General features: G+C 70.1%; 22 protein-coding genes. 13 read left to right on the top strand and 9 right to left on the bottom strand.

What is annotated here, in order from left to right:
• Positions 1-4: 4 nt before the first annotated feature.
• Positions 5-988, bottom strand: coding sequence for a nucleoside recognition protein (locus tag B4V06_RS12975; protein ID WP_498170141.1), 984 nt, complete (start codon positions 986-988; stop codon positions 5-7).
• Positions 989-1,148: 160 nt separating this feature from the next.
• Between B4V06_RS12975 and B4V06_RS12970 the strand changes: the two genes are divergently transcribed.
• On the top strand, positions 1,149-2,102 hold the full coding sequence (locus B4V06_RS12970) for an HVO_0234 family beta-propeller protein (RefSeq protein WP_123112399.1): 954 nt from the start codon (positions 1,149-1,151) through the stop codon (positions 2,100-2,102).
• Between the two features lie 440 nt (positions 2,103-2,542).
• Here B4V06_RS12970 and B4V06_RS12965 read toward each other — a convergent pair whose 3' ends face one another.
• Positions 2,543-3,493, bottom strand: coding sequence for an aminopeptidase (locus tag B4V06_RS12965; RefSeq protein WP_498170139.1), 951 nt, complete (start codon positions 3,491-3,493; stop codon positions 2,543-2,545).
• Between the two features lie 177 nt (positions 3,494-3,670).
• Between B4V06_RS12965 and B4V06_RS12960 the strand changes: the two genes are divergently transcribed.
• The gene (locus B4V06_RS12960) at positions 3,671-4,738 is read left to right on the top strand and encodes a type II glyceraldehyde-3-phosphate dehydrogenase (RefSeq protein ID WP_498170137.1); all 1,068 of its coding nucleotides are present in this window, start codon (positions 3,671-3,673) and stop codon (positions 4,736-4,738) included.
• Between the two features lie 27 nt (positions 4,739-4,765).
• Here the strand turns inward: B4V06_RS12960 and B4V06_RS12955 are convergent, their stop codons facing one another.
• The 3 genes from B4V06_RS12955 to B4V06_RS12945 all read right to left on the bottom strand — a co-directional run bounded on the left by B4V06_RS12955 (position 4,766) and on the right by B4V06_RS12945 (position 6,475).
• Positions 4,766-4,942, bottom strand: a complete 177-nt coding sequence (locus B4V06_RS12955) for a hypothetical protein (RefSeq protein WP_176329416.1) — start codon at positions 4,940-4,942, stop codon at positions 4,766-4,768.
• Between the two features lie 156 nt (positions 4,943-5,098).
• A complete protein-coding gene (locus tag B4V06_RS12950) occupies positions 5,099-5,398 on the bottom strand; it encodes a WNWW family protein (RefSeq protein WP_123112396.1) in 300 nt (99 codons plus the stop codon).
• Between the two features lie 93 nt (positions 5,399-5,491).
• Positions 5,492-6,475 (bottom strand): hypothetical protein, encoded by a 984-nt coding sequence (locus B4V06_RS12945; protein WP_498170136.1) that lies wholly within the window; start codon positions 6,473-6,475, stop codon positions 5,492-5,494.
• An 88-nt stretch (positions 6,476-6,563) separates the two neighbouring features.
• Between B4V06_RS12945 and B4V06_RS12940 the strand changes: the two genes are divergently transcribed.
• The gene (locus B4V06_RS12940) at positions 6,564-6,926 is read left to right on the top strand and encodes a DUF5518 domain-containing protein (protein ID WP_123112394.1); all 363 of its coding nucleotides are present in this window, start codon (positions 6,564-6,566) and stop codon (positions 6,924-6,926) included.
• A gap of 531 nt (positions 6,927-7,457) precedes the next feature.
• Here B4V06_RS12940 and B4V06_RS12935 read toward each other — a convergent pair.
• Positions 7,458-7,931, bottom strand: a complete 474-nt coding sequence (locus tag B4V06_RS12935; RefSeq protein ID WP_123112393.1) for a redoxin domain-containing protein — start codon at positions 7,929-7,931, stop codon at positions 7,458-7,460.
• A 110-nt stretch (positions 7,932-8,041) separates the two neighbouring features.
• Positions 8,042-8,545 carry a DUF367 family protein gene (locus tag B4V06_RS12930; RefSeq protein ID WP_123112392.1) on the bottom strand — a complete coding sequence of 168 codons (504 nt, stop codon included), beginning with the start codon at positions 8,543-8,545 and terminating at the stop codon, positions 8,042-8,044.
• 300 nt (positions 8,546-8,845) lie between these two features.
• Between B4V06_RS12930 and B4V06_RS12925 the strand changes: the two genes are divergently transcribed.
• Positions 8,846-10,312 (top strand): amidohydrolase family protein, encoded by a 1,467-nt coding sequence (locus tag B4V06_RS12925; protein ID WP_498170134.1) that lies wholly within the window; start codon positions 8,846-8,848, stop codon positions 10,310-10,312.
• Between the two features lie 387 nt (positions 10,313-10,699).
• The gene (locus tag B4V06_RS12920; protein ID WP_498170132.1) at positions 10,700-13,162 is read left to right on the top strand and encodes a heavy metal translocating P-type ATPase; all 2,463 of its coding nucleotides are present in this window, start codon (positions 10,700-10,702) and stop codon (positions 13,160-13,162) included.
• Positions 13,163-13,392: 230 nt separating this feature from the next.
• On the opposite strand, the gene B4V06_RS12915 is transcribed toward B4V06_RS12920, so the two are convergent.
• Positions 13,393-14,055 carry a DUF998 domain-containing protein gene (locus B4V06_RS12915; RefSeq protein ID WP_498170130.1) on the bottom strand — a complete coding sequence of 221 codons (663 nt, stop codon included), beginning with the start codon at positions 14,053-14,055 and terminating at the stop codon, positions 13,393-13,395.
• Between the two features lie 185 nt (positions 14,056-14,240).
• Between B4V06_RS12915 and B4V06_RS12910 the strand changes: the two genes are divergently transcribed.
• From B4V06_RS12910 to B4V06_RS12900, 3 genes are all read left to right on the top strand, one after another.
• Positions 14,241-14,999 carry a coenzyme F420-0:L-glutamate ligase gene (locus B4V06_RS12910; RefSeq protein ID WP_123112388.1) on the top strand — a complete coding sequence of 253 codons (759 nt, stop codon included), beginning with the start codon at positions 14,241-14,243 and terminating at the stop codon, positions 14,997-14,999.
• 47 nt (positions 15,000-15,046) lie between these two features.
• Positions 15,047-16,030 carry a 5,10-methylenetetrahydromethanopterin reductase gene (locus B4V06_RS12905; RefSeq protein WP_498170129.1) on the top strand — a complete coding sequence of 328 codons (984 nt, stop codon included), beginning with the start codon at positions 15,047-15,049 and terminating at the stop codon, positions 16,028-16,030.
• Positions 16,031-16,188: 158 nt separating this feature from the next.
• Positions 16,189-17,862 (top strand): methyl-accepting chemotaxis protein, encoded by a 1,674-nt coding sequence (locus tag B4V06_RS12900; RefSeq protein ID WP_123114824.1) that lies wholly within the window; start codon positions 16,189-16,191, stop codon positions 17,860-17,862.
• 67 nt (positions 17,863-17,929) lie between these two features.
• Here B4V06_RS12900 and B4V06_RS12895 read toward each other — a convergent pair whose 3' ends face one another.
• On the bottom strand, positions 17,930-18,172 hold the full coding sequence (locus B4V06_RS12895; protein ID WP_123114823.1) for a DUF8024 family protein: 243 nt from the start codon (positions 18,170-18,172) through the stop codon (positions 17,930-17,932).
• Positions 18,173-18,338: 166 nt separating this feature from the next.
• On the opposite strand from B4V06_RS12895, the gene B4V06_RS12890 reads away from it, so the two are divergent.
• The 5 genes from B4V06_RS12890 (at position 18,339) to B4V06_RS12870 (ending at position 23,502) form a co-directional block, all read left to right on the top strand.
• On the top strand, positions 18,339-20,219 hold the full coding sequence (locus B4V06_RS12890; protein WP_123112386.1) for a site-2 protease family protein: 1,881 nt from the start codon (positions 18,339-18,341) through the stop codon (positions 20,217-20,219).
• 97 nt (positions 20,220-20,316) lie between these two features.
• Complete coding sequence (locus B4V06_RS12885) at positions 20,317-21,594, top strand: ornithine cyclodeaminase, nickel-pincer nucleotide-dependent (protein ID WP_498170128.1); 1,278 nt, start codon at positions 20,317-20,319, stop codon at positions 21,592-21,594.
• Positions 21,591-22,139: a GNAT family N-acetyltransferase gene (locus tag B4V06_RS12880; protein ID WP_498170127.1), complete on the top strand. Its 549-nt coding sequence runs from the start codon at positions 21,591-21,593 to the stop codon at positions 22,137-22,139. Before B4V06_RS12885 ends, B4V06_RS12880 begins: the two co-directional genes overlap by 4 nt.
• A 169-nt stretch (positions 22,140-22,308) precedes the next feature.
• Entirely contained in the window at positions 22,309-22,986 is a 678-nt protein-coding gene (locus B4V06_RS12875) for an SdpI family protein (protein WP_498170126.1), read from the top strand.
• 90 nt (positions 22,987-23,076) lie between these two features.
• The gene (locus B4V06_RS12870; RefSeq protein WP_123112382.1) at positions 23,077-23,502 is read left to right on the top strand and encodes a universal stress protein; all 426 of its coding nucleotides are present in this window, start codon (positions 23,077-23,079) and stop codon (positions 23,500-23,502) included.
• Positions 23,503-23,510 lie beyond the last annotated feature (8 nt).

Genomic DNA, 23,510 nt, shown 5'->3' with positions numbered 1-23,510 from the left:
CGCATCACCACACCGGCGCGAGCAGCAGCGCGACCGTCGCCGAGATGAAGACGAGCTTCAGGGCGGTGTTGACGGCGATCACCTTCGTCCCGAACTCGGCGCCCCAGATCCCGTACTGGAAGGGGATCGAGCGCCGGAAGGTGGAGACGGCAAACGAGAGGATGCCGCCGATGAGCAGGCTCGCGACCGCGGTCCGGGTGGTGAACACGCCGGCGTCGGTGCCGGCGAGCGTGACGGCCCCGGCCGTCGTGTCGAGGGTGTACACGGCGATCACGGGGACCGCGGCCCCCGGCAGCCCGAGAACCCCGGTGATCGGCTCGGCGACGCTCGTCAGCGCCTCGACATCGTAGGAGGTGACGAGCCAGATCACGAGGGTGTAGACGACCGCGAGTCGGGGGACGATGCGTCGGAGAGTCGACCACGACTTCTCGGCGGCCGCCCGGACGCGCTCTCGGCTCGTGCGGTCGTCGGCCTCGGGGCCGGTCGCGTCGACATCGGCGAGCGCGGCGCGGTCGACGTTGCGCTCGGAGAGGAGGACGCCCCCGGCGAGGACGCCCGTGACGGTGATAGTGAGGGCGATGCCGGCGCGCGCGGAGACGTAAACGGTCCCGGTCTCGACGCCCAGAATCGGGATCAACACCGGGATGTAGTAGGTGAACACGTGCTGGACGAAGCCGAAGAACGTGTTGATGGTCACGGCGACGAGCGTCGCCCGGTCGTCGAGCAGGCCCGACTCGCGGTACTCGGCGAGCGTGGCGTACCCCGCGGTCGTCGACGCCGCCGTCGTGAGGATCGCGGTGCCGACCTCGTCGGGGAGGTTCGCGGGGCGGGTGAGCCACCCGGCCAGCCCCGCGACGTACCGGATCAGCCCGAACGCGACCGCGACGTTGGCGGCGAAGACGCCGACCGCGATGAACGCCGCGATCCGCGCGAGCCGCGGGGCGACCTCGGCGAGCAGGGCGACGACCTCGGCGGCGACCGGTTGCACGGCCGGCGGTACGCGGTCGCCGACCTAATGCGCGTCGAAACGGGCGGGCGGTCGTCAAGCCTCGGGGCGACCGCGCCCGCGCCACGCGGACCGCCGGCCGCCCGGCTCCCGCGCCCCCGGCGCGCGGGGCTTATGAGACCCCCGCCCGAATCCCCGGCCGATGGCACCCGCGGAGGACGACATCTCGATCGAGGAGAAGCGCGTGTACGCCGGGACGGCGGGCCGCACCGACGCGTACGTCGCCACCGGGAACGGGGTCGTCCGAGTGGCGCTGTCGGCCGACAAGGTCGGCGCGTTCGACATGGTCGCCCGCGAGCCGGCCCGCGACGTCGCGGTCCTCCCCCGGGACGACGAGTCGGACCTCGTCGGGATCGCGACCGCGGACGGCCTGCGCGTCGCCCTCGTCGGCGACGACCCCGAGTTCGAGCCGATCGATGCCGACACAGGCGCCGCGGTCGCCGCTGTCGCCGCGAGCGTCCACGACGGCGCGTTCCTCGTCGCCGGTGAGGAGGGCGAGATCGACCGCGTCGCGGTCGAGGGGGGCGACGGCGCGCCGACCGCGGCGGCGGTCACCCGGGTCGGGTCCGTGTCGGAGCCGCGCGCGATCGACGGCCCCCTCGTCGCGGCCGCGGACGGGGTGTATCGGGTCACCGAGGGCGACGGCGCGGCCGCCGCGACCGACGCGAGTGCGGCGCGCGCGCTCACCGCGGTCGGCCTCGACGACGCCCGTGACGTCGCCGGCGCGGGGATGCCCCTCGCGGCGACCGGGTCCGGGCTCTACTGGCTCGGCAACGGCTGGATGACGGCGCGGGAGGGGGCGGCGGAGGCGGTCGCGGCCGACGGCGACGGCCACGCGATGGCGGTCCTCGACGGCGATCTTCTGGTCCACGCCGGCGACGCGTCAGGGACGGAGGCCGTCGCGTGGGACGCCGAGACGTGGGGCGAGACCGAGCTCCCCGTGGACGAGGACCCGGTCGCGCTCGGCTACGGTCCCGGAATCTCCGTCGCCGTCACCGCGGCCGGCACGCTGTGCGTCGACGCCGGCGACGGCTGGCGACACCAGGTGGTCGGCGTGCGGGACGTGGCGGGCGTCGCGCTCGCGGTCGTTGAATAGGGTGTCGATCGATTATAAACGGTTGCTGCCGCGGTGAGTACCTAAAACGATCCGACCGTTCGTTTATAAATAACTGCTGGTGGCGGATCGATGGTGTATGCCTGCAAAGCCCCAGCCGTGAGGCGGTCACACGCTCGCTGTCGTTCGAGACGCCAAAGGCGTCTCGTGATGACGAAACGGCGAAGCCGTTTCGAACCACGCGCTTCAGTCGCTCGTTTCACTCGCTCCTTCCAGTGCTTACGTCGCCTGTGACCGCCTCACGGCTGCCCCTTTGAGTCCCGCCCCGCACGGCACCGCGGCCTCACGCCTCCCCAGCCTCGCGGCTCCCTTCGGTCGCCGCGTCCCTCGCGCGTGCTCCTCGCGCCCGCTGGGCGCTCGGAGGCACGCGCCGACCGCAACGTTCGTTTATAAATGAGCGACCGTCTCTGACCCGGCTCCCCCTACGCGGTCGGCAGTTCGATCTCGGCGCCGTCGGCGTAGACGGTCGGGTTCCGGAGGATCCCGTCGAGGTGGATCGGGGCGTCCGTCTCCCCACCGATCCCGGCGTTGTCGCCGATCGCGATGTGCACGGTGCCGCCGGCCTTCTCGTCGAGGAGGACCGAGCCGACCAGCTCGTCGACGCCGACGTTGGTCCCGATGCCGAGTTCGGCCAGGTTGTACGCGGCGTCACCGACCGACTCCGCGGCCGCCTCGACGTCGGCGCGGACCGCGTCGTCGTCGATGCCCGTGACCAGTCCGTCCTCGACCTCGAAGGTGAGCTCTTGGTCCTCGTCGAGCAGGCCGTGGGGCATCATCGTCCCGTCGACGACGAAGGTGCCCGTCGCGGTCTCCGGCGCGACGAACACCTCGCCGGCCGGCAGGTTCGAGAAGTCGCCGGGATCGCGGACCATCCCGGTGTCCGAGAGCCACTCGCGGTCGCCGATCCCGAAGGTGATGTCGGTGCCCTCGGGCGAGGTGACGCGGACCTCGTCGGCGCCGGCGACCTGCGCGAGCACGTCGTCGCACGCGGCCTCGATGGCGGCGTAGTCCGCGTCGAGCCCCGTGGCGAACACGTCTGGCGTGATCCCCGGCAGCGTTGCGCCGCGGGCGCCGGCGTCGCAGGCGGCTCCGCGGGCGCGGGTGTGACTGAGACTCTTCGTCGTCGGCGCGAGGAAGACGTCGCTCTCGACCATCGCGGCCGCCACGGGCGCGGGCGGCTCGGTGCCGTGCTGTTCGGCCGGCGGGTACCGGAGGAACGTCGTCTCGTCGGTGACGGCGGTCGCGGCCTCGTACAGAGCCTCGCCGATCGGTTCGCGCTCGTCGTCGGTCACGACGACGACCGACTCGTCGGGCGCGACGTTCAGACACTGGTTCACGGCGGTCGCGGCCGCCTCGGAGAGGTCGGACGTCATGATCGGTACTCGGTGTTCGCGGGCGTTAGTCCTTCTCATTTGTTTATTTTTACTCCTTTTCGAAACTCTGTTACACTCTCACGTCGGTCGAATTTACCGACCGATTACTCACGCCGTAGTTAATTTCTTATTAATTTACTCGAAAAGATTATGCCGGTGTGTGAGCGAGGGTTCGGTATGATACGCGTGGGCGTCAACGGGTACGGCACGATCGGGAAGCGGGTCGCGGACGCGGTCGCGGCCCAGCCCGACATGGAGGTCGTCGGCGTGGCGAAGGCGAGCCCCAACTACGGCGCCGAGGCCGCGATCCGACGCGGGTACGACCTCTACGCGGCGATCGCCGACCGCGCCGACGAGTTCGAGGCCGCGGGGCTCGGCGTGGCGGGAACGCTCACCGACCTGCTCGGCGCCGTCGACGTCGTCGTCGACTGCTGTCCCTCCGGAATCGGCGAGCGCAACCGAGCGACGTACGCGGCCCACGACGTGCCGGCGATCTACCAGGGCGGCGAGGACGCCGCCGTCGCCGACGCCTCGTTCAACGCGCGGGGGAGCTACGGGGCCGCCCGCGACGCCGACTCGCTCCGCGTCGTCTCCTGTAACTCCACCGGGCTCTCCCGGATCCTCGCCCCCCTCGACGAGACGTACGGCATCGAGAAGGCGCGCGTGACGCTCGTCCGCCGCGGCGGCGACCCGAGCGAGACCGACCGGGGGCCCATCAACGACGTCGTGCCGGATCCGAAGACCGTCCCCTCCCACCACGGTCCCGACGTGAACACGATCCTCCCGGACGTCGACGTCGACACGGCCGCGCTGAAGGCCCCCGTCACGGCGATGCACACCCACAGCGTGAACGTCACTCTCGAGGAGGAGCCGAGCGCGGCCGCGGTCAGGGACCTCCTCGCCGACGAGAGCCGCGTGTTCATGATCCCCGAACGCGCCGGGATCGACGGCGCCGGAGCGCTGAAGGACTACGCCGCCGATATCGGGCGTCCGCGCGGCGACCTCTGGGAGAACTGCGTCTGGGCGGAGTCGATAAGCGTCGAGGGGCGGGACCTGTACCTGTTCCAGAACGTCCACCAGGAGGCCGACGTGGTCCCCGAGAACGTCGACGCGATCCGGGCGCTGATGACCGACACGCCGCGCGCGGAGTCGGTCGCGCGGACCGACGAATCGCTCGGGGTGGGCCTCGACAGCCTGCTCTCCGACGGCGGCAGCGTCCGGAGCCCGCTCACGGCCGACGACTGACTCGCCCCGCTCGGTCGACGACCGCTCTTATTCCGCCGGCCGCGTCACGAGGTACGTCCGCCCGCCGCGCCGTTCCAGCGCCACCTCGCTCCCGCGCACGCGGTTCGTCCGGACGAGGTCGGCGATCCGATCCGTTCGACAGTCGGTGACGTCTTTCCGCGTCGGCGTCGCGTACCGCGGTCGGGTCTGGGTACTCGCGCTCATACTTCGGATGTCGAGCGGAACGCCCCTATAAGCGAGCCATGCCCGGAGTGAAAGTGAAAGTGAAGGGCTCGACGGCGGAACCCGGCGATCCCGCGTTCGCGTTCGGGTTTCGGCTCGCGACCCCCCCGCGGAGTTCCCCGCCGGGCTCTCGCCGAGCTACCGTCGAAGCCCCGCCTCCTCGTCGCCCTCGACGAACCGCACGGTGAAGTAGTCGTACCCGCCGTAGGCGGCGTCGAGCGCGCCGAGCCACCAGTTCCAGCGCTCGACGAGCGAGGAGCCGTCGGGCGCGTCGTCGAGGTGGTCGACCACGCCCGAGACGGTGAGCGCGTGTCCCCGGTCCTCGGAGGGTCGACCGGAGTCGGCGAGGTCGCAGGCCGCCCGGGAAACGGCCCGCCGTTCGGCCGCGGTCCCGTCGAACGCCTCCGCCAGCGCGCTCTCAAGACGCTTTCTGTCCATGTGCGACGTTAGGAGGCCCGGCTATATGAGTCGCGTGGTGGGGGGTGACATATCCGGTGTCGACGAGGGGCCCCACCGGCGCCTCGGGAGGGATCACAACCGCGCCGCGAGCGCCACGAAGAGGAGGCTGAACGGCGCCGTCAGGAGCGCCAACAGCACGCCGGCCGCGGTCTCGCCCGCCGCGACGGCCATCGCGAAGCCCGCGACGAGCGAGGCGGACCCCAGCGCCGCGAGGATAACGCGTTCCGCGACGCTGGCGCGGTCGGGCCCGTCGCTCCGCGCGAGCGCCTCGGCGAGCCCCCGCTCGACGTCGTCCGCCAGTTCGGTCGGGACGACCAGCCACGGGGTCGAACGATACCACGCGTTGCCGCGGTAGGCGACCAGGAAGACGGTCGTCCACGGGAGGTCGATCCGGCGCGTCCGGACCGCGGCCCCGAGCTCGTCGGTGCGCGTTCGACCGTGGCTCCGGTACGTTCGCTCCACGCTCAGCGCGGCCGGATCGAGTCGCACGTCGGTTCCCCGCGAGCCCGCGAGCGCCGGCGCGAACGCGAGCAGCGCGAGGAGCAGCGGCACGACCCCCTGGAACAGCGACGGAGCGCCCGGGAGCGGACCGCCCCCGGTCGCCGCGACGACGACGGCGAGGACGGCTCCCGCTCCGGCGAGGGTCCAGCCGAGACGGAACCGAGCGGGATCGAACGAGTAGTCGCCGAACTGCGACCGGAGCTCTCGGCGTCGTTCCGGGGAGGTCCGGTCGTACGCGATGATCCAGTAGAGCAGCGACACCGGCCCGCCGACGAGGAGGATGACGCCCACCGCCCACATCGACGGCGGGGGCCAGTCGCCCTCGACCAGCGAGGCACCCACCCCGATCGCGAGGACCGCGAGTGCCGCGAGGAGGAGTCCGCCCGCGACGATGATTCCGCCGAACGCCGCTGAACGCAGTCGATCGAAGCGGACCGGACCCCACTCGACGGCGTCCGGTGATTTCGAGGGCTCGGTCGAGTCGCCCGCGGTGTCGGCATCCGCGTCGACTGCCGAGACCGCCTCCTCGACCGAGCGGGGCGAATCGGAGGGCACGCCGTGGCTGTTGCGGGGTGAGCGGCTTAAACCCCGACACCAGCGCCGTCCCGGCGATTACTTACCCCCTCACCCGCTATCGCGACGCATGACAGACTGGCGCGCCGTCGGCTACGGGTTCGCGGTGATGCTGATCGCCGGACTGCTCGCGACGTTCGCGCCGGTGGTCGGCCACGTCGGCGCCGGGCTGATCGGCGGCTTCGTCGCCGGCTACGTCGCCGGCGGCGGCCTCCTCTCCGGGACGTGGCACGGACTCCTGGCCGGCTCCGTGAGCGGCGTCGTCGTCACGCTGCTGCTGGCCGCGTTCGGCGGGCTCGTCGGGCTCGCGGGCGGCCCGATCGGGAGCCTGCTCGGTGGCGCCGGCGTGCTGGTCGTCGGGCTGTTCGTGACGTTCCTGTTCGCGGTCGACTCGGCGCTCGCGGGCGCGATCGGCGGCGTGCTCGGGGACTGAGTCGGCTTTTTTGATTCGGTTCAGATTGGTGGTGTCGGTGGGTGTGTTTTACCGGTTGGCGCGCGCCTCCGAGGCCGCCTTGCGGCCGAGGAGCGCGCGCGAGGGAGTCGCGAACGGCGTGGCGCGTAGCGCCACGAGCAGCCGGCGCGAAGCGCCGGCGACGAAGTGAGCGACGAGGCTGGGGAGGGACGAGGTGCGGTGCTGTGCGGGGCGGGACTCAAAGGGGCAGTCGCGAGGCGGGCGCAGGCGTTCACGAGAGCAAAGCTCTCGTGAGCCAATCAGAACGCTTCGCGTTCTGATGACGACCCAAGGACCGCAGAGAACGAGCGGAGCGAGTGAGCGAGGACCGCAGCGAGCGTGCGCCCGCCTCGCGACTGGGGCTTTGAAGTTGTTCGTCGTCGATCCCGAGTCGGTTATTTATAAGCGAGGGCCGGGGCGTTACCGGTGTTTTGCCGCCGAACCGCCACCATCTGTTTATGAAAGAACGGCCGAAGAAGCGACCGAAACCGCTACTCGTCGACCGGGGACGCTCTACGCGCTCTCGGCCGCGTCGAGGACGGCCTCGTAGTCGGGCTCGTTGGTCGGGTCGTCGGCGACCCAGTCGTAGACGACCTCGCCCTCCGCGTCGAGGACGAAGACGGCGCGGTTGGCGATGCCGTAGAGGCCGAGCTCGGCGATGTCCATCTCGAGGTCGTACGCCCGGATCGCGTCGCCGCCCATGTCGCTCACGAGGTCGAACTCGATCCCGTGTTCCTCGCGGAACGCCCCCTGGGAGAACGGGGAGTCCGCGCTGATCCCGAAGACGGTCGCGCCGGCCGCGTCGAAGGCGTCGGCGTGCTCCTGGAACGCGACCATCTCGTTCGTGCACGGCGGGGTGAACGCCCCGGGGAAGAACGCCAGCACCACCGGCCCGTCGCCGAGGTGGTCGTCGAGCTCGAACGGTTCGTGGTCGCTCGTGCCGATCTTCGCGGAGATGTCGGGTGCGGTGTCGCCAGTGGATACCATCGCTACCGAATAGGGGCGATTCACGCAAAAGGCTTGTCGCGACCACGTTCGGTGCCGGTATCGGCGCCGTCGGGCGTGGGGCGCTCGGCGGGCCCGGCGGGCTCCGCCGGCTACTCCCGGTCGAGGTACTCCTGTTGAATCGCGACGACCTCGGCCGAGTCCTCGCAGTCGGCGTACCGCCGGAGCGGCTCCTCGTTGAGGTCGAGGAACGTCTCGCCCCACGTGAACTTCGCCATGATCCGTTCCGCGTGGTCGGGCTCGCCGAGGATGTGGAGGGCGGCGGCGAACGCCTCCACCGTCGTGAGCTGCATCGGCCGGCCGAAGTTCACGGGGTTGCCGGCGACGAGGTACGGGAGCGCTCGGTGCTCGCCGGGTAGCGAGAAGGTCTTTTCGCCGGCCGATTCCCACGAGCAGTCCAGCGCGACGAGCGCGTTGTCGCGGGCGAGGTCGGCGTCCGCGGGCGAGAGCGCCCGCTCGGCGTGGGGGTTGAGCACGACTCCGTAGGGCGTGGCGCGGTCGGAGCGGTGCAGCTCCGCGAGGTCGAACCGCGCGAGCTTCCGGGCCGTGCACTTCTCGGGGTCGTCGTCGCCCTCGTACCGGACGTGGAGGTCCACACGTACGAAATCGGCTGAGTCAGTTATAAGACGTGCGGAGCGGTCGGAACCCGCCCTGCGGTCCTGAGTGTTCGTTTATAACTGAACTGACGAAACGAGCGTGACGCTACGCGCCGCGGGTAGTCGACGCCCGCCGCCGTTGAAGGGGTGTTAGTGCGTCGAGGCTCCGACGGACGCGATCGTAGGCGTCGCGACGCCGACGCTCACGAAGAGCGAACTCGCGGGGGTCCCGCGCTCGCGGGCGAGCGAACACGGGCAGTAATAATAGCGACTAGCCACGGCTCTGACAGGTGGGCGAAAATGACGGCTGACACTGTAATTCATGACGCGGTCGTTCTCACGGTGGACGAGCGAAATCGGCTCTACGAGCGAGGAACGGTGCTCATCGAGGACGGCCGAATCACCGACGTGCGCTCGTCCCGGGACGGTGACGCAGACATCGCGGCCGACCGCGTCGTCGACGGCGAGGGCACGCTCGTGATGCCGGGGCTCGTCAACGCGCACACCCACCTCGAACTGACGCCGCTGCTCGGCGCGTTCAGCGACCTCGACCTCGCGGAGATGATGAGCGGGATGACCGCCATTTTCGGACACATCGCCGAGGGCGAGTACGGCTACGTCACCGAGGCGGGGTACGAACTCGCTGCGCTGAACTTCCTCACCGGCGGGGTCACGACCGTCAACTCGATGGACGTCCGTCCGAGCGCGGGCGCGGAGACGTTCGGCGAAGCGGGCCTGCGCGGGTTCTTCGGGATGGCGCTCTCCGACCTCTTCTGGGACGTCCCCGTCGGAGAGCAGTTCGACCGGGGCCGCGAGTTCATCGACGAGTACCACGGCGCGTACAACGGCCGGATCCGGGCGACGATCGACCCCCACGACGACTGGTCGTGTACCCGTGAACTGTGGGAACGGACCGCCGACCTCGCCGCCGAACACCCAGATCTGCTCGTCCACACCCACCTGCTCGAACTGGAGGCGAGCAACGCGATGGCGCGGTCGAACGGCGCCGCGGACTCGCTCGGGCTCCTCGATGAGGTCGGGCTCCTCGACGACCGGCTGGTGGCCGCGCACTTCCGGCTCGCCGACGACGAGGACATCCGGCGCACCGCCGAGGCGAACGCGTCGGTGGCGCACTGCCCGTCGATCTTCTGTTACTGGAACACGGACGGCGACGTGCAGTGGACCCCGGTGCCGGAGCTGCGCGACGCGGGCGTCGACGTCGGCCTGGGCATCGACGACCACTACTGGCACGACTCCTACAGCCTGTTCGGCGAGGCGCGGCAGGCCCGGCTCGCGGCGAACCTCAAGCGCTCGGCCGGCCAGTACGACTCGATGGAACTCGTACGCATGCTCACCATCGACGGGGCGGAGGCGCTCGGGGTCGGCGACGAGATCGGGAGTCTCGAACCCGGTAAGCGCGCCGACGTCATTCTGCTGGACGTCGACAAGCCGAAATTCACGCCGCTGACTAACGTTCCGGCGCAGGTGGCGAATAACGCGGCGCCGGCTGACGTGGAGACCGTGATCGTGGACGGCGACGTGCTCATGGAGACCGGCGACGTGAAGACGATGGATGCCGATGCGGTGCGAGACCGCGTCGAGGCCGCAGTCGACCGGTTCGAGTCGGAAACGGAGTGGGAACTCGGTATCGGTGAGGCAGAGCCGCCGAGCACGACGGCCGTCGTCCGCGACCTGCCGAAGCGCGGCCCCAGTCGGTTGCTCGGCCGACTCGCGTTCCAGTCGCTCAGAGACAGATTCCCGCTCTGACACGGATACGAGGGAGGTCGTTCGACGACGACCGCGCTCAGTCGCCGCCGGGGTCCCGGGCTGGCCATACGGCGGCTTTTCGGCCGAAACGAACATCCCCTGAGCAATTGCTGCGTGCCGAACCCGCGCCCTCTGTCCAGCACGAGTGTTCGACCAGCTGACAGGGACTTCGACAGGGCCGACTCTCATCGATCGATACGGCGTCCGTCACGGAGAGCGACTCGGTGCGAGAGAGCAACAACACCATAAACGCGACCTCCGTACCGAGCCGTAAGCGATTGACACTCCATCATCAGGTCGCGTCGGGAAACGAACTGAGGCTGCACCACCGTCTCCGTTCGGGCCGGTGTGATATCGGACGCGAAGCGGACGCGCCGCCACGAGAATATGACCGATAACTGCCACCTATGTGGTCGAGAGGTCCGGTCTTCCGCGTTCGAGACCGTCGGCGGACGGTCGTTCTGTTCGAGCGGATGCCGAGACGTGTACGCGACGCTCGGCGCTTCCGACGGCTCCGAGGCCGCCCGAACCTCGACTGAGACCGAGAGTGCGCGGAGCGGCGACGCTGATGCTCCCGATCGGAGCGGTTTTCGAACGTTCTTCCGGATTGACGGGATGCACTCCGCGACGTGCGAGGCGTATCTCGAATCGCTCGCCGAGGACCGGGAGGGCGTGACCGATGCCGAGGCGAGTTACGTCACGGAGACCATCCGAATCGAACACGACCCCGACACCGTGTCGAAGGCGTCGCTGCGTGACGCGCTGAGTACCCTCGGATACACGGCGTACCTCCGCGAAGACGCCTCGACAGACACGAGCGATACCGGCGGAACGACGCGCCGATCGCGGGAGATGGGCGGCATTCGGAAGCGCCGCGACGATCAGCTCCTGGGGATGCGATACTCCGTCGGGTTCCTCTTCGGTGCGTTTCTGCTGGTCCCGTACGTCGCGATCCTCTACCCGGCGCACCTCGCGTCGATATTCGACTGGCAAGCGCTCGCCGTCTTCCAAGGCGCGTTCCGGCTCGATAGTCAGGGAGCGTTCGTCTTCCTCCGGCTGTATTTCGTGATGACCGGGCTCATTCTGGTCTTTACCGGTCTCCCCGTGCTGCGTGGCGCGTACATCAGTCTCAAGATGCGGCGCCCGAACACGGACCTGCTAGTCGCGATCACCGCGACCAGCGCGTACGCGTACAGCACGGTCGCCGTCATCCTCGGTCGGAACGACATCTTCTACGACCTCGCGATCGTCGTCACGGCCGCGGTCACCGCGGCGGCGTTCTACGAGTCGTCGATCAAGCAACGCGCGCTCGACCGCCTGACCGAGCTCACGATATCGCAAGTCGAGCGCGCACGGACGCACGACGCCGACGGGGGAACGCGGGAAGTTCGCGTCGAGGACCTCGATGCGGACGATACCGTCCTCGTTCGACAGGGCGAACGAGTCCCCGTAGACGGCGAACTGGTCGACGACGGCTGCACCGTCGACGAATCGATCGTCACCGGTGAGTCGCTACCGGTGCCGAAACGCGCCGGAGACGAGGTCATCGGGGGATCGATCGTCACGGACGGAGCCGCCCTGATCCGCGTCGGCCCGGACCTGACGAGCAGCATCGATCGGATAACGACCGCCGTCTGGGACCTCCAGAGCGCGACTCACGGCGTGCAACGCCACGCTGACCGACTCGCGTCGCGCGCGGTGCTCCTCGTCGTCGGAGCCGCCGTTGCGATCGGCGGCGCTGGCGCGCTCGCGTTCGGTGTGACCGTCTCAGACGCGGTCCTCCTCGCACTGCTGGTCCTCCTCGCCGGGTCGCCGTGGGCCCTCGGACTCGCGACGCCGCTCTCGGTTGCCAAGAGCCTCGCGAGCGCGCTCCGTCACGGGATCATTATCTTCGACGAGACGGTCTTCGAACGGCTTCGAGATGTCGACATCGTCGTCTTCGACAAGACGGGGACCCTCACGACCGGCGAGATGGAGGTGATCGAGGCGAACGCCCCCGCGGAGCTACTCGACGCCGTCGCAGCGCTCGAGCAGCGGGCGTCACACCCCGCTGCAAACGCCATCACCACGGCCTTCGCCGACGAGAGCGCGGTCCAGGGAAGCCTCGACGCCGGCCGGATAAGCGAGTTCACGAACCACCGGTCCGGTATCGAGGGGGTGATCGACGGAACGACGTATCTCGTCGGAAACCTCGGGCTCTTCGCGGAACGGGGATGGACCGTGGACGACGACATTCGGTCCCGCGTCGCCGACGCTCGGGGGTTCGGTCAGCTTCCGGTCGTCGTCGGTCGCGACGGGACGGCAGAGGGACTGATCGTCGTGGGCGATGAGCCTCGAGACGGCTGGGACGACACGATATCTCGACTCGGTGCGCGGGACACGGACATCGTCGTCCTGACCGGCGACGACGAAGAAGCGACGGATTTCTTCACGCGGCACGAGGACGTGACGCACGTCTTCGCGACGGTCCCGCCGGAAGGGAAGACAGCGACGATCCGACGGCTCAAATCGGACGGCCAAGTCGCGATGGTCGGCGACGGCACCAACGACGCCCCGGCGCTCGCGGCCGCCGACCTCGGCATTTCGTTGGGCGGCGGCACGGCGTTGGCCGCCGACGCCGCCGACGTCGCGATCGTCGACAACGACATCCGCTCCGTCGAGACGGCCTTCGACCTCGCGGCTGCGGCTCGTCGCCGCGTGAAACAGAACAACCTCCTCGCGTTCTCCTACAACGGGATCGCGCTCTTGGCGTTGGTCGTCGGGTTCTTCAACCCGCTGTCAGCGGCGGTCGCGGTCATCGCCGGCGGCGGTCTGGTCGCGGCGAACACTCGGCGAAAATTGCTTCGGTAGCGGGACTCCACCACGCGAGTATGCAGACGAGCGACCGCGTTTACGACACGGGAACCGAGCCTGAACGACACCGGCACCGGGCGGACGGTATCGATGTCGTGCGGCGGCCCCCGTCGGACTCCTCAGGACGTGATCGGTGTCGACGGCCGTGCCGCATGCGGCGGGCGTGTCGGTCGCGACGTCTCGCGAACACCCGGTTCGAGGTCCGGTGAGGTATCAGCGCGGGCCGGCTACTCCGGCACATCCCCCGTCGTGTCCTCCGGTTTGGCCGAGAGGTAGCCACCAAACGCGAGCAACCAGAGAATGAGCGGATAGACGACCCACCGCTCGATTCCGCCGCTCCCGAGGAATTCGAGCGGATGGGGGCCACCGACGACCAATCCGAAAACGAAGACGCTGACGAGAACGAGGAAAGAGACTCCGCCGAGCATCCCGCAGAGGAACGAGAACGGTCGGGGGACTACCCGGGCGGAGAGGAGGACCGTGATCCCTCCCGCAAAAAACGTGAGGAGCGCGAACAGTCCGTGCCACGGGGTCACGTTACCGGGGAAGACCCCGACGCCGAACGCGCCGAATCCGAAGACGGCCAGCGCGAATGGGAACCCGCGACGGTCCAGTACCCGGTACAGCAGGTACGCCGAGAGGACTACTACCGCTCCCGTCAGGAGCATCGTGGAATTGAAGATCGTCGCCGAGGGTTCGTGTATCACCGGGTCGGGCGGGCGTGTCGACCCCAGATCGCTGATATCCTGTCGGGCCGAATAGCTCGGATAGAGGACCTCCGCCGTGATGATCCCCATGAATCCGATGACTCCCGACACGGCGAGACCGAAGCCCGCTATCGACCGTTCCGAGAGTCCGAGCCGGGACCGGAGAGAGGCAGTTTGGCTCATCGACTGCACGTTCGCGCGGAACGGAGAAATAATTATTTGTTTGACATGAGGTGGCTCACCCGCACGCGTCGTCCGTAATTCGGCGCGCTGATTCTGGCAGCCGCTGGGCGTTTCGACGGGGCCCGATACCGTCAAACCGGCCCGGTACCGGCGGGGTTTTTCCTCGTCGCACCCCAGTGGATCGTATGGAGCTGTTCGCCGTCCCGGACCTCCCGGAGATCCGGGAGGGAGACGACCTCGCGGCCATGATCGGCGAGCGGGTCGACCTCCGCGAGGACGACGTCGTCGTCGTCGCCAGCACCGTCGTCTCCAAGGCCGAGGGGCGGACGTTCGACCTCGACGAGTTCCCGGCCGGGCCGCGGGCGAACGAAGTCGCCGGTCGGCTCGCGGAGATCTCGGGCGAGGAGAAGGACCCGCGCTTCGCCCAGGCCGTCATCGAGGAGTCGACGGAGCTGATCATGGAGGCCCCGTTCCTCCTGACGGCGACGCGCTTCGGCCACATCGGCGTCAACGCCGGTATCGACCGGTCGAACGTCCCCGACGGCGACCTGCTGCTGCTCCCGGAGCGCCCCACCGAGAGCGCGGAGCGGATCCGCGAGGGCGTCGCGGCCGACCGCGTGGTCGTCAGCGACACCTGCGGGCGCCCGTTCCGACACGGCCAACGCGGGGTCGCGATCGGCTGGGCCGGCCTGCCGGCGAGCCGCGACTGGCGCGGCGAGCGCGACCGCGACGGCCGGGAGATGGGCGTCACCGTCCAGAACGTGATCGACGAGCTCGCGTCGGCGGCAAACCTCGTCGCCGGCGAGGGCGCGGGCGGGACGCCCGTCGTCGTCGCCCGCGACTGGTCGTTCGGCGACCACGAGGGCTCGGACAGCCACTTCCGCGAGGTCGAGGGCGACTTCGTCCGCCAGGCGCTGCGCGACTGGCGCTACGAGGACCGCTGACACGGAGCTACGAGGACCGCTGATACGGAGCTACGAGGACACCTGACATGCTCGGCATCGAACTCACTCCCGAACACGACCTGCACCGCCTCGTCGACCTCGGCGTCCGCGCCGAGGAGGCCGGCTACGACGCCGTCTACTCGACGTGCCACTACAACAACCGCGACCCGTGGGCGTTCCTCTCGCAGCTCGCGACCGCCACGGAGTCGGTCCGAGTCGGCCCGGGCGTCGCGAACCCGTACGAGACACATCCCGTGACGCTCGCCTCGAAGGTCGCCACCCTTGACGAGCTCTCCGAGGGGCGTGCCGTCTTCGGGGTCGGCCCCGGCGACCCCTCCACGCTCGCGAACCTCGAGCTCGCCGACGAGCGCGGGCTCCGCCCCGTCCTGGAGGCGTTCAAGACCGCTCAGAAGCTCTGGGCCGGCGAGCGCGTCGACCACGACGGCACCTTCGACGCCAGCGAGGCGGGGCTCAACTACGAGCCGCCGCAGGGCGCCGCGATTCCGGTCCACGTCGGCGGCGAGGGCCCGCACATGTGCCGGATGGCCGCGAAGCACGCCGACGGCCTGCTGTACAACGGTTCCCACCCGAAGGACCTCGCGTGGGCCCGCGAGCAGGTCGACGACGGCCTCTCCGACCGCCCCGATCACCGCGGCGACTTCGACCTCATCGCGTACGCCGCGGTCTCGATCGACGAGGACGAGGACGCGGCCCGCGAGGCAGCCCGTCCGCCGGTCGCCTTTATCACCGCGGGCGCGGCGCCGCCGGTCCTGCAGCGGCACGGGATCGATGCCGACGCGGCGAGCGAGATCGGCGATCGCGTCTCGACCGGCGACTTCTCCGCGGCGTTCGACCTCGTCACCCCCGAGATGGTCGACGCCTTCTGTATGGCCGGCTCGCCCGAGACCGTCCGCGAGCGCGCGGCCGCCGTCGCGGAGCACGCCGACGGACTCGTCGTCGGGTCGCCGCTCGGCCCGGACTTGGAGTCGGCGGTCGACCTCGCGGCCGACGCCGTCGACGGTCTCTTTTAAAAACACCGGACGATCTCACGACCGGGGAACAGAGAATCGCTCGTGAGAACTCGGGGGTGAGGTTCTTAAGCCGGTTCCACACAGTTCGAGGCATGTCGACAGACCGAGAGCAACGCTCGGGGGTTCGGGATCGGTACGAGTCGCTCCTCTGGGGGACGATGGACCGTCTCGGCGTCTCCGAATCGATAGAGCGGAAGATCGTGACGGCCGTCGGGATCCAGTTTCTCGTCACCGTCGGGATCTTTCTCACGCCGATCCTCTTCTCCGGGACGCTCGCGTCCGCCGTCTCCGGAGCGCTGTTCCTCGGAGCGATCGCTGCGATCTACAACACCCTCCTCATCGTGCGGCGGGACTTCGTCGCGCCACTCAAGCGGTTGGAGGCCGGGGCGGACGCGATCGCGGCCGGCGACGTCCGAGCGGCGGAGAGCCGCGGCCCCGCGGGGGCGGTCGGCGCAGACCAGCCGGACGAGATCGGGAGTCTCGTGAACTCGTTCGCCGAGGTCGAGCGCTACCTCGGCACCGTCTCGGCGCAGGCCGAGGCGCTCGCGGCGCGGGAGTTCGACGATCCGGTCCTCGACGAGGAGGTGCCGGGCGGCTTCGGCGACGCCCTCGACGAGATGGCCGCGAACATGACGGCGTACACGGCCGAGCTGGAGTCGGTGGTCGACGCGTTCGACGACGCGGCTCAGCGCGCGCAGGACGGCGACCTCACCGCGACGATCGACGCGGAATCGCTCGCCACCGACGACGACAGATACGACGACCTCGTCGAGAACTACAACCGGCTCGTCGCCACGCTCGGCGGGACGATCGGCGAGGTCCGTTCGTTCACCGACGACGTCGCGGCGGCGAGCGACGACGTGCGGGCGAGCATGGACGAGGTCGACGACGCGAGCGAGGAGGTGGCGCGGTCGGTACAGGAGATCTCGGACGGCGCGAGCGAACAGACGAGCGACCTGGAGGCGGTCTCGGCCGAGATGAGCACGCTCTCGGCGACCGTCGAAGAGATCGCGGCCTCCGCCGACGACGCGGCGACGACCGCCCGGAGCGCCGCGGACCGGGGGCGGGACGGACGAGAGGAGGCCGCCGAGGCGATCGCGGAGCTTGAAGCGCTCGAATCCCGGATCGGGGAGACGGCGACCGCGGTCGAGGACCTCGTCGACCGGATCGGCGAGATCGACGAGATCGCTGCCGTGATCGACGGAATCGCGGAGGAGACGAACCTGCTCGCGCTGAACGCCTCGATCGAGGCCGCCCGGGCCGACGGTTCCGGCCAGGGGTTCGCGGTGGTCGCGGACGAGGTGAAGGCGCTCGCCGAGGAGACCCGGGAGGAGGCCGCGGCGATCTCGGACCGCATCGACGAGGTGCAGACCGCCTCGGCCGACACGGCCGACGACGTCGACGCGATGGAGTCGCAGGTGTCCGAGAGCGTCGGCGCCGTCGAGTCCACGCTCCGGGAGTTCGAGGAGGTCGTCGAGGACGTGACCGTCGTCGACGAGACGGTCCAGGAGATCAGCGAGGCGACCGACGACCAGGCCCGGACGACGCAGGAGGTCGTCGACATGGTCGAGGACGTCGCGTCGGTGAGCGGCCAGACCGCGACCGAGGCCGAGACCGTCGCCGCGGCGGCGGAGGAGCAGACCGCGAGCGTCTCGGAGGTGACCGACAGGGCACACGCGCTCTCCGATCGGTCCGACGAGCTGCTCGCGCGGCTCGACCGGTTCGAGGTGCCGGCCGAGCGCGCTACGGGGGCGTCGAGTTCGACCGGAGCGGGCGCGCAGTCGGAGTCCGGATCGGGCGCACAGACGCGGCCGACTCCGACCGACGACTGATACCGGTCGCGACTCCGGGCGACGGCGACCTACCGAATCGACGGCGGCTTACCGAATCGATCGCGACTTACTGCTCCGACCGCCCGCGGCCGCCCAGCGAGGGAAGCGTCACGCCGATCTCTTGGAGGAGCGCCCCGACAGCGGTGTAGCCGAGCGCGGCCACGGAGGCGACGATCAGGACCTGTCCGACGAGGACGAGCAGCGCTGAGAGGGGGTCTCCGGCGCCGAGGATGAGGTCGTTCAGGAAGACGTCGACGAAGCGGCCGACGTCGCCGACCAGCCGTGCGAAGAAGTCGATGAGCGCGAACATGATCCAACGTTTCTCCGCGGGGTACTTGGGTGTTGAGTTCCCGGCCGTTCCTCGTTCGGCGGTGACCGCGCCGCGGCTCCGGGGAGCGCCGTCGCGATAGCGGTCCCTCCCGACCCGGTTCCGGTAACCGAACGTCTTACACCCGACGGACACGGATCGGTCGGTAATGAACGCGTTGACGGACCTGTTCGCCGAGAACACGCTCCTGTGGGTCCTCACCGGTGTCCTCGCTTACTCCGCGGCCGCGCTGTGGCTCCGGAACCGCGGGATACTCCCGGAGTCGGTCGGCGTCTCCGGCCCGGTACTGACCCTCCGGACGCTCCGCGGCCGCGAGTTCCTCGACCGGCTCGCGGCCCCGAAACGGTTCTGGCGCGGGCTCGCGAACCTCGGGCTCGGCGGGGCCTTAGTGGCGATGGTCGGGTCCTTCTTCCTGATCCTCTCGTCGGCGGCCTCGGCGCTGAACACCGCTCAGCCCTCCGCCATCCAGCAGCCGCAGAACTTCCTCATCATCCCCGGCGTCAACGACTTCCTCCCGCTGTCGGTCGCGCCGGAGATCGTCGCCGGCCTCGCGGTCGCGATGGTGATCCACGAGGGCGCGCACGGCCTGCTGTGCCGCGTCGAGGGGATCGACATCGAGTCGATGGGGCTCGTCTTCTTCACCGTCCTGCCCGTGGGCGCCTTCGTCGAGCCGAACGAGGAGGCGACGCAGGAGGCGTCTCGCGGCGGCCGCGCCCGGATGTTCGCGGCCGGCGTCACCGCCAACACGCTGCTCACGGTTGTCGTGTTCGCGCTGCTGTTCGGCCCCGTGGTCGGCGCGATATCGCCGGCTCCGGGATACGCCGTCGGCGAGGTGACCCCCGGGTCGCCGGCCGACGCGGCCGGTCTCGCGGCGGGCGACCGACTCGTCGAGGTCGACGGCGCCCCGGTCGACACGGCGGCCGAGTTCGAGGCAGCGCTTGCCGATGCCGGTGACACGGTGACGGTCACGGCCGACGACGGCGACGGGGAGCGGACCGTCGAGGTGAGCCGGCAGCTGCACGCGGTCGGTTCCGCCGGCGGCAACCCCCTCGGCGTGACGATCACCGACGCACCGCTGACGATCGAGTCGGTGAACGGCGAGCCGGTGGCGACCGAGGGCGAGTTCTACGACGCCGTCGGCGACGCGGAGCGCGCCACGGTGTCGGTGGCGGCCGCCGATGGAAGCGGCGGCAACGCCAGCGACGCCAACGCCACGACCGCGGAGATCCCGGTCGGCGCGTACGCGCTCGGCGTGCAGGAAGACGGGCCGCTCGACGACGCCGGCGCGGCGCCCGGCGCGCCGCTGACGATCGTCTCGATCGACGGCGAGCGGATCCACGACGCGGACGCGCTCTCGGGCGTCCTCGGCGAGCGCGAGCCGGGCGCGACCGTCGAGGTGATCGCGTACGACGGCGACGACGAGCGGCAGGCGTACGACGTCGAGCTGGCCCCGCACCCGAACCGCGACGGCGGGTTCGTGGGCGTCTCGGTGTTCCCCGGCTCCAGCGGGCTCGCGCTCGACGACTTCGGCGTCTCCGAGTACCCCGCCGGCGCGTACCTCGAACTGCTCGGCGGCGACGGCGGCGAGGCCGCGGGAGACGGGATGGCGCTCGGCGGCCTGACCGATTCGCCGCTCGGGCTCGTGTTCGTCTCGCTGATCCTCCCGCTCGGCAGCCTGTTCGGGCTCCCGTTCAACTTCGCGGGGTTCACCGGCGAGGTGACCAACTTCTTCGTCGTCGAGGGGGCGCTCGGCGCGCTCGGCGGCGGGGTCTTCCTGCTCGCGAACCTCCTCTTCTGGACCGGCTGGATCAACATCCAGCTCGCGCTGTTCAACTGCCTGCCGGCGTTCCCGCTCGACGGGGGGCGGATCCTCCGGATGGTCGCCGAGGCGGTGGTCAGCCGGATCCCGCTCTCCGACCGGCACGCCGCCGTCCGCACGATCACGGTCTCGTCCGGGCTCGTCATGCTCGCCGGGCTGATCGCGATGGTGTTCGGCAACCAGATCCTCGCGGCGCTCGGGCTGATCTGACGGCCGGCGGGCGCGCTCCGCCTCGCCGGCGGCGTCTGCTCGCGGACCGGTTCCGCGAGAGGGAAACGGGTTTCTCCGCGGGCCGAAACGGTGCGGTATGAGCCACGAACGCACCGTCGAGATCGAGGGACACATCATCGACAGCGGGACGATGCAGCGCTGTTTCGGCGCGGTGATGGATCTGGGCGGCTCATTCGACGTCGAGCGGTTCGACGTCGGGAAACACGAGGACGAGGAGTCGTACTGCCGGCTGACGGTCTCGGCCGACGACCCGGAGACGCTCCAGGCCATCCTCCACGAGCTCCACCAGAACGGCGCGGTGCTCGAGGACCCGACCGACGTCGACCTCGTCGCGGCCCCCGCGGACAGGGTCGTCCCGCCCGACTTCTACTCGACGACGAACCACCCGACCGAGGTGCTGTACGACGGCGAGTGGATCGAGGTCGAGCGGATCGAGATGGACTGCGCGCTGGTTGTGGACCCCGACGGCGGGCCTGACGGAGAGCCGCGAGCGTACACCAAGGTGCTCAACGCGGTCGACGAGGGCGACCTGATCGCGACCGACCAGTCGGGGATCCGGGTGCGCCCCCCTGAGCGACCCCGCAGCGGCGGCGGCGCGTTCGGCTTCATGCAGGGCGGCGTCTCCTCGGAGCGCCCGTCGGAGTCCACCATCCGCGAGGTCGCGGCGGAGCTCCGCGAGGTGAAGCGCGCGGGCGGGAACGTCATGGTCGTCGCGGGGCCGGCGGTGATCCACTCCGGCGCGGGCGACGCGCTCGCGGACCTCGTCGAGGCCGACTACGTCGACGCGCTCTCGGCCGGGAACGGGTTCGCGACCCACGACCTCGAGCGCTCCATCTACGGCACGTCGCTCGGGATGAACGTCGAGACGCTCGAACACCCGCGGAAGGGGCACAAACACCACATCTGGACGATCTCGGAGATCATCCGGGCGGGCGGGATCGAGGCCGCGGTCGAGGACGGCGTCGTGACGGAGGGCGTGATGTACCAGTGCGTCGAGCGCGACGTCGACGTCGTGCTCGCGGGCTCGATCCGCGACGACGGCCCCCTCCCGGACACGATCACGGACGCCGTCGAGGCGCAGGACGCGATCCGCGAGCAGGCCCACGAGGCCGACATCGTGATCATGCTCGCGACGCTGCTCCACTCGGTCGCCGTCGGGAACTGCCTCCCGTCGACGACGAAGACCGTCTGCGTCGACATCGATCCCGCGACCGTCACCCAGCTGCTCGACCGCGGTTCGGCGCAGGCCGTCGGGATGGTCACCGACATCGGGACCTTCGTCCCCAAGCTCGCCGAGTTCGTGCAGGGGGAGGGCGACGACGCGACCGCCCCGGCCGGTGGAGGCGACCGATGACGGTCTCGCTTCGACCGTACGACCCCGGAACCGACGCCGATGGGCTCTACGACTGCAAGCTCGCCTTCGAGCGCGGGCTCGGCGAGAACACGGGCGGCGACGACAAGGCGGCCGCCTACGAGGGGAAGCTCACCGACGGCTACCGCGAGCGCTGGCTCGCGTGGGTCGGGCGGTGCGTCGCGGACGACGAGCGGTGCGTGACGGTGGCGGTGGCGGGGGGCGACGACGGGACCGCCGGCCGGGACCGCGGCGGCGACGGGACGGCCGGCGAGGTCGTCGGCTACGTCTTCGTCCTCCCCGAGCGGCTCGCGATGATCTGGGACGCGGCCGTGCTCAACGAGCTCTACGTCGCTCCGGCGCACCGGGGCGCGGACGTCGCCGACGACCTCATGGCCGCCGCCGTCGACCTCGCGGTCGACCAGTCGCTCCCGCTCGACCGCCTCGTGCTCGACGTCGACCCCGCGAACGAGCGCGCGAAGGGGTTCTACGACCGCCACGGCTTCGAGTCGTGGGGGGAGATGGTGGCTCGGCCGCTCGACGGCTGAGTCGTCTCGCCTCACTCGTCCCCGTCCGAGCCGCCGCGGTTCCGGTGACTCGTATCCGTGGACGCGCTCATTCCCGTATCCGTGGACGCGCTCATTCCCGTATCCGTGGACGCGCCCATGCCCGTATCCGTGGACACGTTCATAGGCGCAGCGCGCGTCGGGCGACGGTATGAGAACCGTTCATCGGCTCGCCGCGGCGGCGTGGCTCGTGCTGATCGCGGCCGCGTTGAGCGCCGTCGCGGCGCCCTCCCTCCCCGAGCGCGTGGTCACGAACTGGGACGCCGCGGGGCGACCGGCCGGGACCCTCCCACGGGCGACGGCCGTCTGGCTCTCCCCGGCGATCATGGCCGGTCTCGTCCTGCTTCTGGCCGCCCTGCCGCGGATCGACCCGCTCCGCGAGAACGTCGCCGCGTTCCGCCCGACCTACGACTGGTTCGTCGTCGCGCTGACCGCGTTCCTCCTCGTCGTCCACGCGGGGATCCTCGCGTTCAACCTCGGCTACGAGTTCCCGTTCACGTCGCTCCTCGTGGCCGCCGTCTCGCTCCTCGTGTACTACGTCGGCGCGGTGCTCCCGCGGACCGAGCGCAACTGGTTCATGGGGATCCGCACGCCGTGGACGCTCAGCAGCGACGCGGTCTGGGACCGGACCCATCGGCTCGGCGGACGGCTGTTCAAGCTCGCCGCGGCCGTCGGCGTCGCGGGGCTGGGGTTCGGGGAGTACGCGGTCCCTCTCCTCGTCGCCTCGGTGGTGGCGGCCGCGGTGGTCACCGCGGCGTACTCGTACGTGGCGTATTCACGGATCGAGGGTGACGCCGACGGCCCGAGCGGTCCGGGTTCGGAGTCGTAGCGTCGACGGCGCCGGAGACGGTGCGCCTGCGCATTCAGGAGCCGAGAACGCCGGACAGGAGTTAAATGCGAGCCGGCGCCATCTCCGGGTATGAGCTATCTCGTGGCCACAGACGGATCGAACGAAAGCGACGAGGCCGTCCGATACGCCGCGCGACAGGCGGTCGCGTTCTACGAGACCCTCGAGATCGTCCACGTGTTGACCCCGGACTCGGAGCTCATCGACGGGACGATCGTCCTCCCCGGCGAGGAGGCCGCGGTCGAGGCCGGCGAGGGGGTTCTCGCCAACGCCAGAACGATCGCGGAGGAGGCGGTCGGCGACGAGCCGATCGACGTGGAGACGCAGCTGCTCACCGGTCGCCCGGCAGACGCGATTTCGGAGTACGCGAGCGAAGCGGACGTGAACGCGATCTACGTCGGGCACCGGGGGTTGAGCGAGGAGCGCGAACAGGTGGTCGGCAGCGTCGCGAAGAGCGTCGTCGACAAGGCCGACGTGCCGGTGACGGTGATCCGGTAGAGCGTCAG

It is taken from the genome of Halorubrum sp. B53 (assembly GCF_059752395.1).
The sequence above is the reverse complement of the archived record's forward strand: the minus strand, read 5'-3'. Positions and strand labels throughout refer to the sequence as shown.

Excerpts from the sequence above, each read along its gene's own strand:
- B4V06_RS12900 (WP_123114824.1), top strand. The coding sequence starts at position 16,189 with ATGGACCGTCTCGGCGTCTCCGAATCGATAGAGCGGAAGATCGTGACG.
- B4V06_RS12875 (WP_498170126.1), top strand. The coding sequence starts at position 22,309 with ATGAGAACCGTTCATCGGCTCGCCGCGGCGGCGTGGCTCGTGCTGATC.
- B4V06_RS12910 (WP_123112388.1), top strand. The coding sequence starts at position 14,241 with ATGGAGCTGTTCGCCGTCCCGGACCTCCCGGAGATCCGGGAGGGAGAC.
- B4V06_RS12895 (WP_123114823.1), bottom strand. The coding sequence starts at position 18,172 with ATGTTCGCGCTCATCGACTTCTTCGCACGGCTGGTCGGCGACGTCGGC.
- B4V06_RS12925 (WP_498170134.1), top strand. The coding sequence starts at position 8,846 with ATGACGGCTGACACTGTAATTCATGACGCGGTCGTTCTCACGGTGGAC.
- B4V06_RS12880 (WP_498170127.1), top strand. The coding sequence starts at position 21,591 with ATGACGGTCTCGCTTCGACCGTACGACCCCGGAACCGACGCCGATGGG.
- B4V06_RS12915 (WP_498170130.1), bottom strand. The coding sequence starts at position 14,055 with ATGAGCCAAACTGCCTCTCTCCGGTCCCGGCTCGGACTCTCGGAACGG.
- B4V06_RS12905 (WP_498170129.1), top strand. The coding sequence starts at position 15,047 with ATGCTCGGCATCGAACTCACTCCCGAACACGACCTGCACCGCCTCGTC.
- B4V06_RS12950 (WP_123112396.1), bottom strand. The coding sequence starts at position 5,398 with ATGGACAGAAAGCGTCTTGAGAGCGCGCTGGCGGAGGCGTTCGACGGG.
- B4V06_RS12970 (WP_123112399.1), top strand. The coding sequence starts at position 1,149 with ATGGCACCCGCGGAGGACGACATCTCGATCGAGGAGAAGCGCGTGTAC.
- B4V06_RS12940 (WP_123112394.1), top strand. The coding sequence starts at position 6,564 with ATGACAGACTGGCGCGCCGTCGGCTACGGGTTCGCGGTGATGCTGATC.
- B4V06_RS12935 (WP_123112393.1), bottom strand. The coding sequence starts at position 7,931 with ATGGTATCCACTGGCGACACCGCACCCGACATCTCCGCGAAGATCGGC.
- B4V06_RS12870 (WP_123112382.1), top strand. The coding sequence starts at position 23,077 with ATGAGCTATCTCGTGGCCACAGACGGATCGAACGAAAGCGACGAGGCC.
- B4V06_RS12965 (WP_498170139.1), bottom strand. The coding sequence starts at position 3,493 with ATGACGTCCGACCTCTCCGAGGCGGCCGCGACCGCCGTGAACCAGTGT.
- B4V06_RS12920 (WP_498170132.1), top strand. The coding sequence starts at position 10,700 with ATGACCGATAACTGCCACCTATGTGGTCGAGAGGTCCGGTCTTCCGCG.
- B4V06_RS12960 (WP_498170137.1), top strand. The coding sequence starts at position 3,671 with ATGATACGCGTGGGCGTCAACGGGTACGGCACGATCGGGAAGCGGGTC.
- B4V06_RS12955 (WP_176329416.1), bottom strand. The coding sequence starts at position 4,942 with ATGAGCGCGAGTACCCAGACCCGACCGCGGTACGCGACGCCGACGCGG.
- B4V06_RS12885 (WP_498170128.1), top strand. The coding sequence starts at position 20,317 with ATGAGCCACGAACGCACCGTCGAGATCGAGGGACACATCATCGACAGC.
- B4V06_RS12890 (WP_123112386.1), top strand. The coding sequence starts at position 18,339 with ATGAACGCGTTGACGGACCTGTTCGCCGAGAACACGCTCCTGTGGGTC.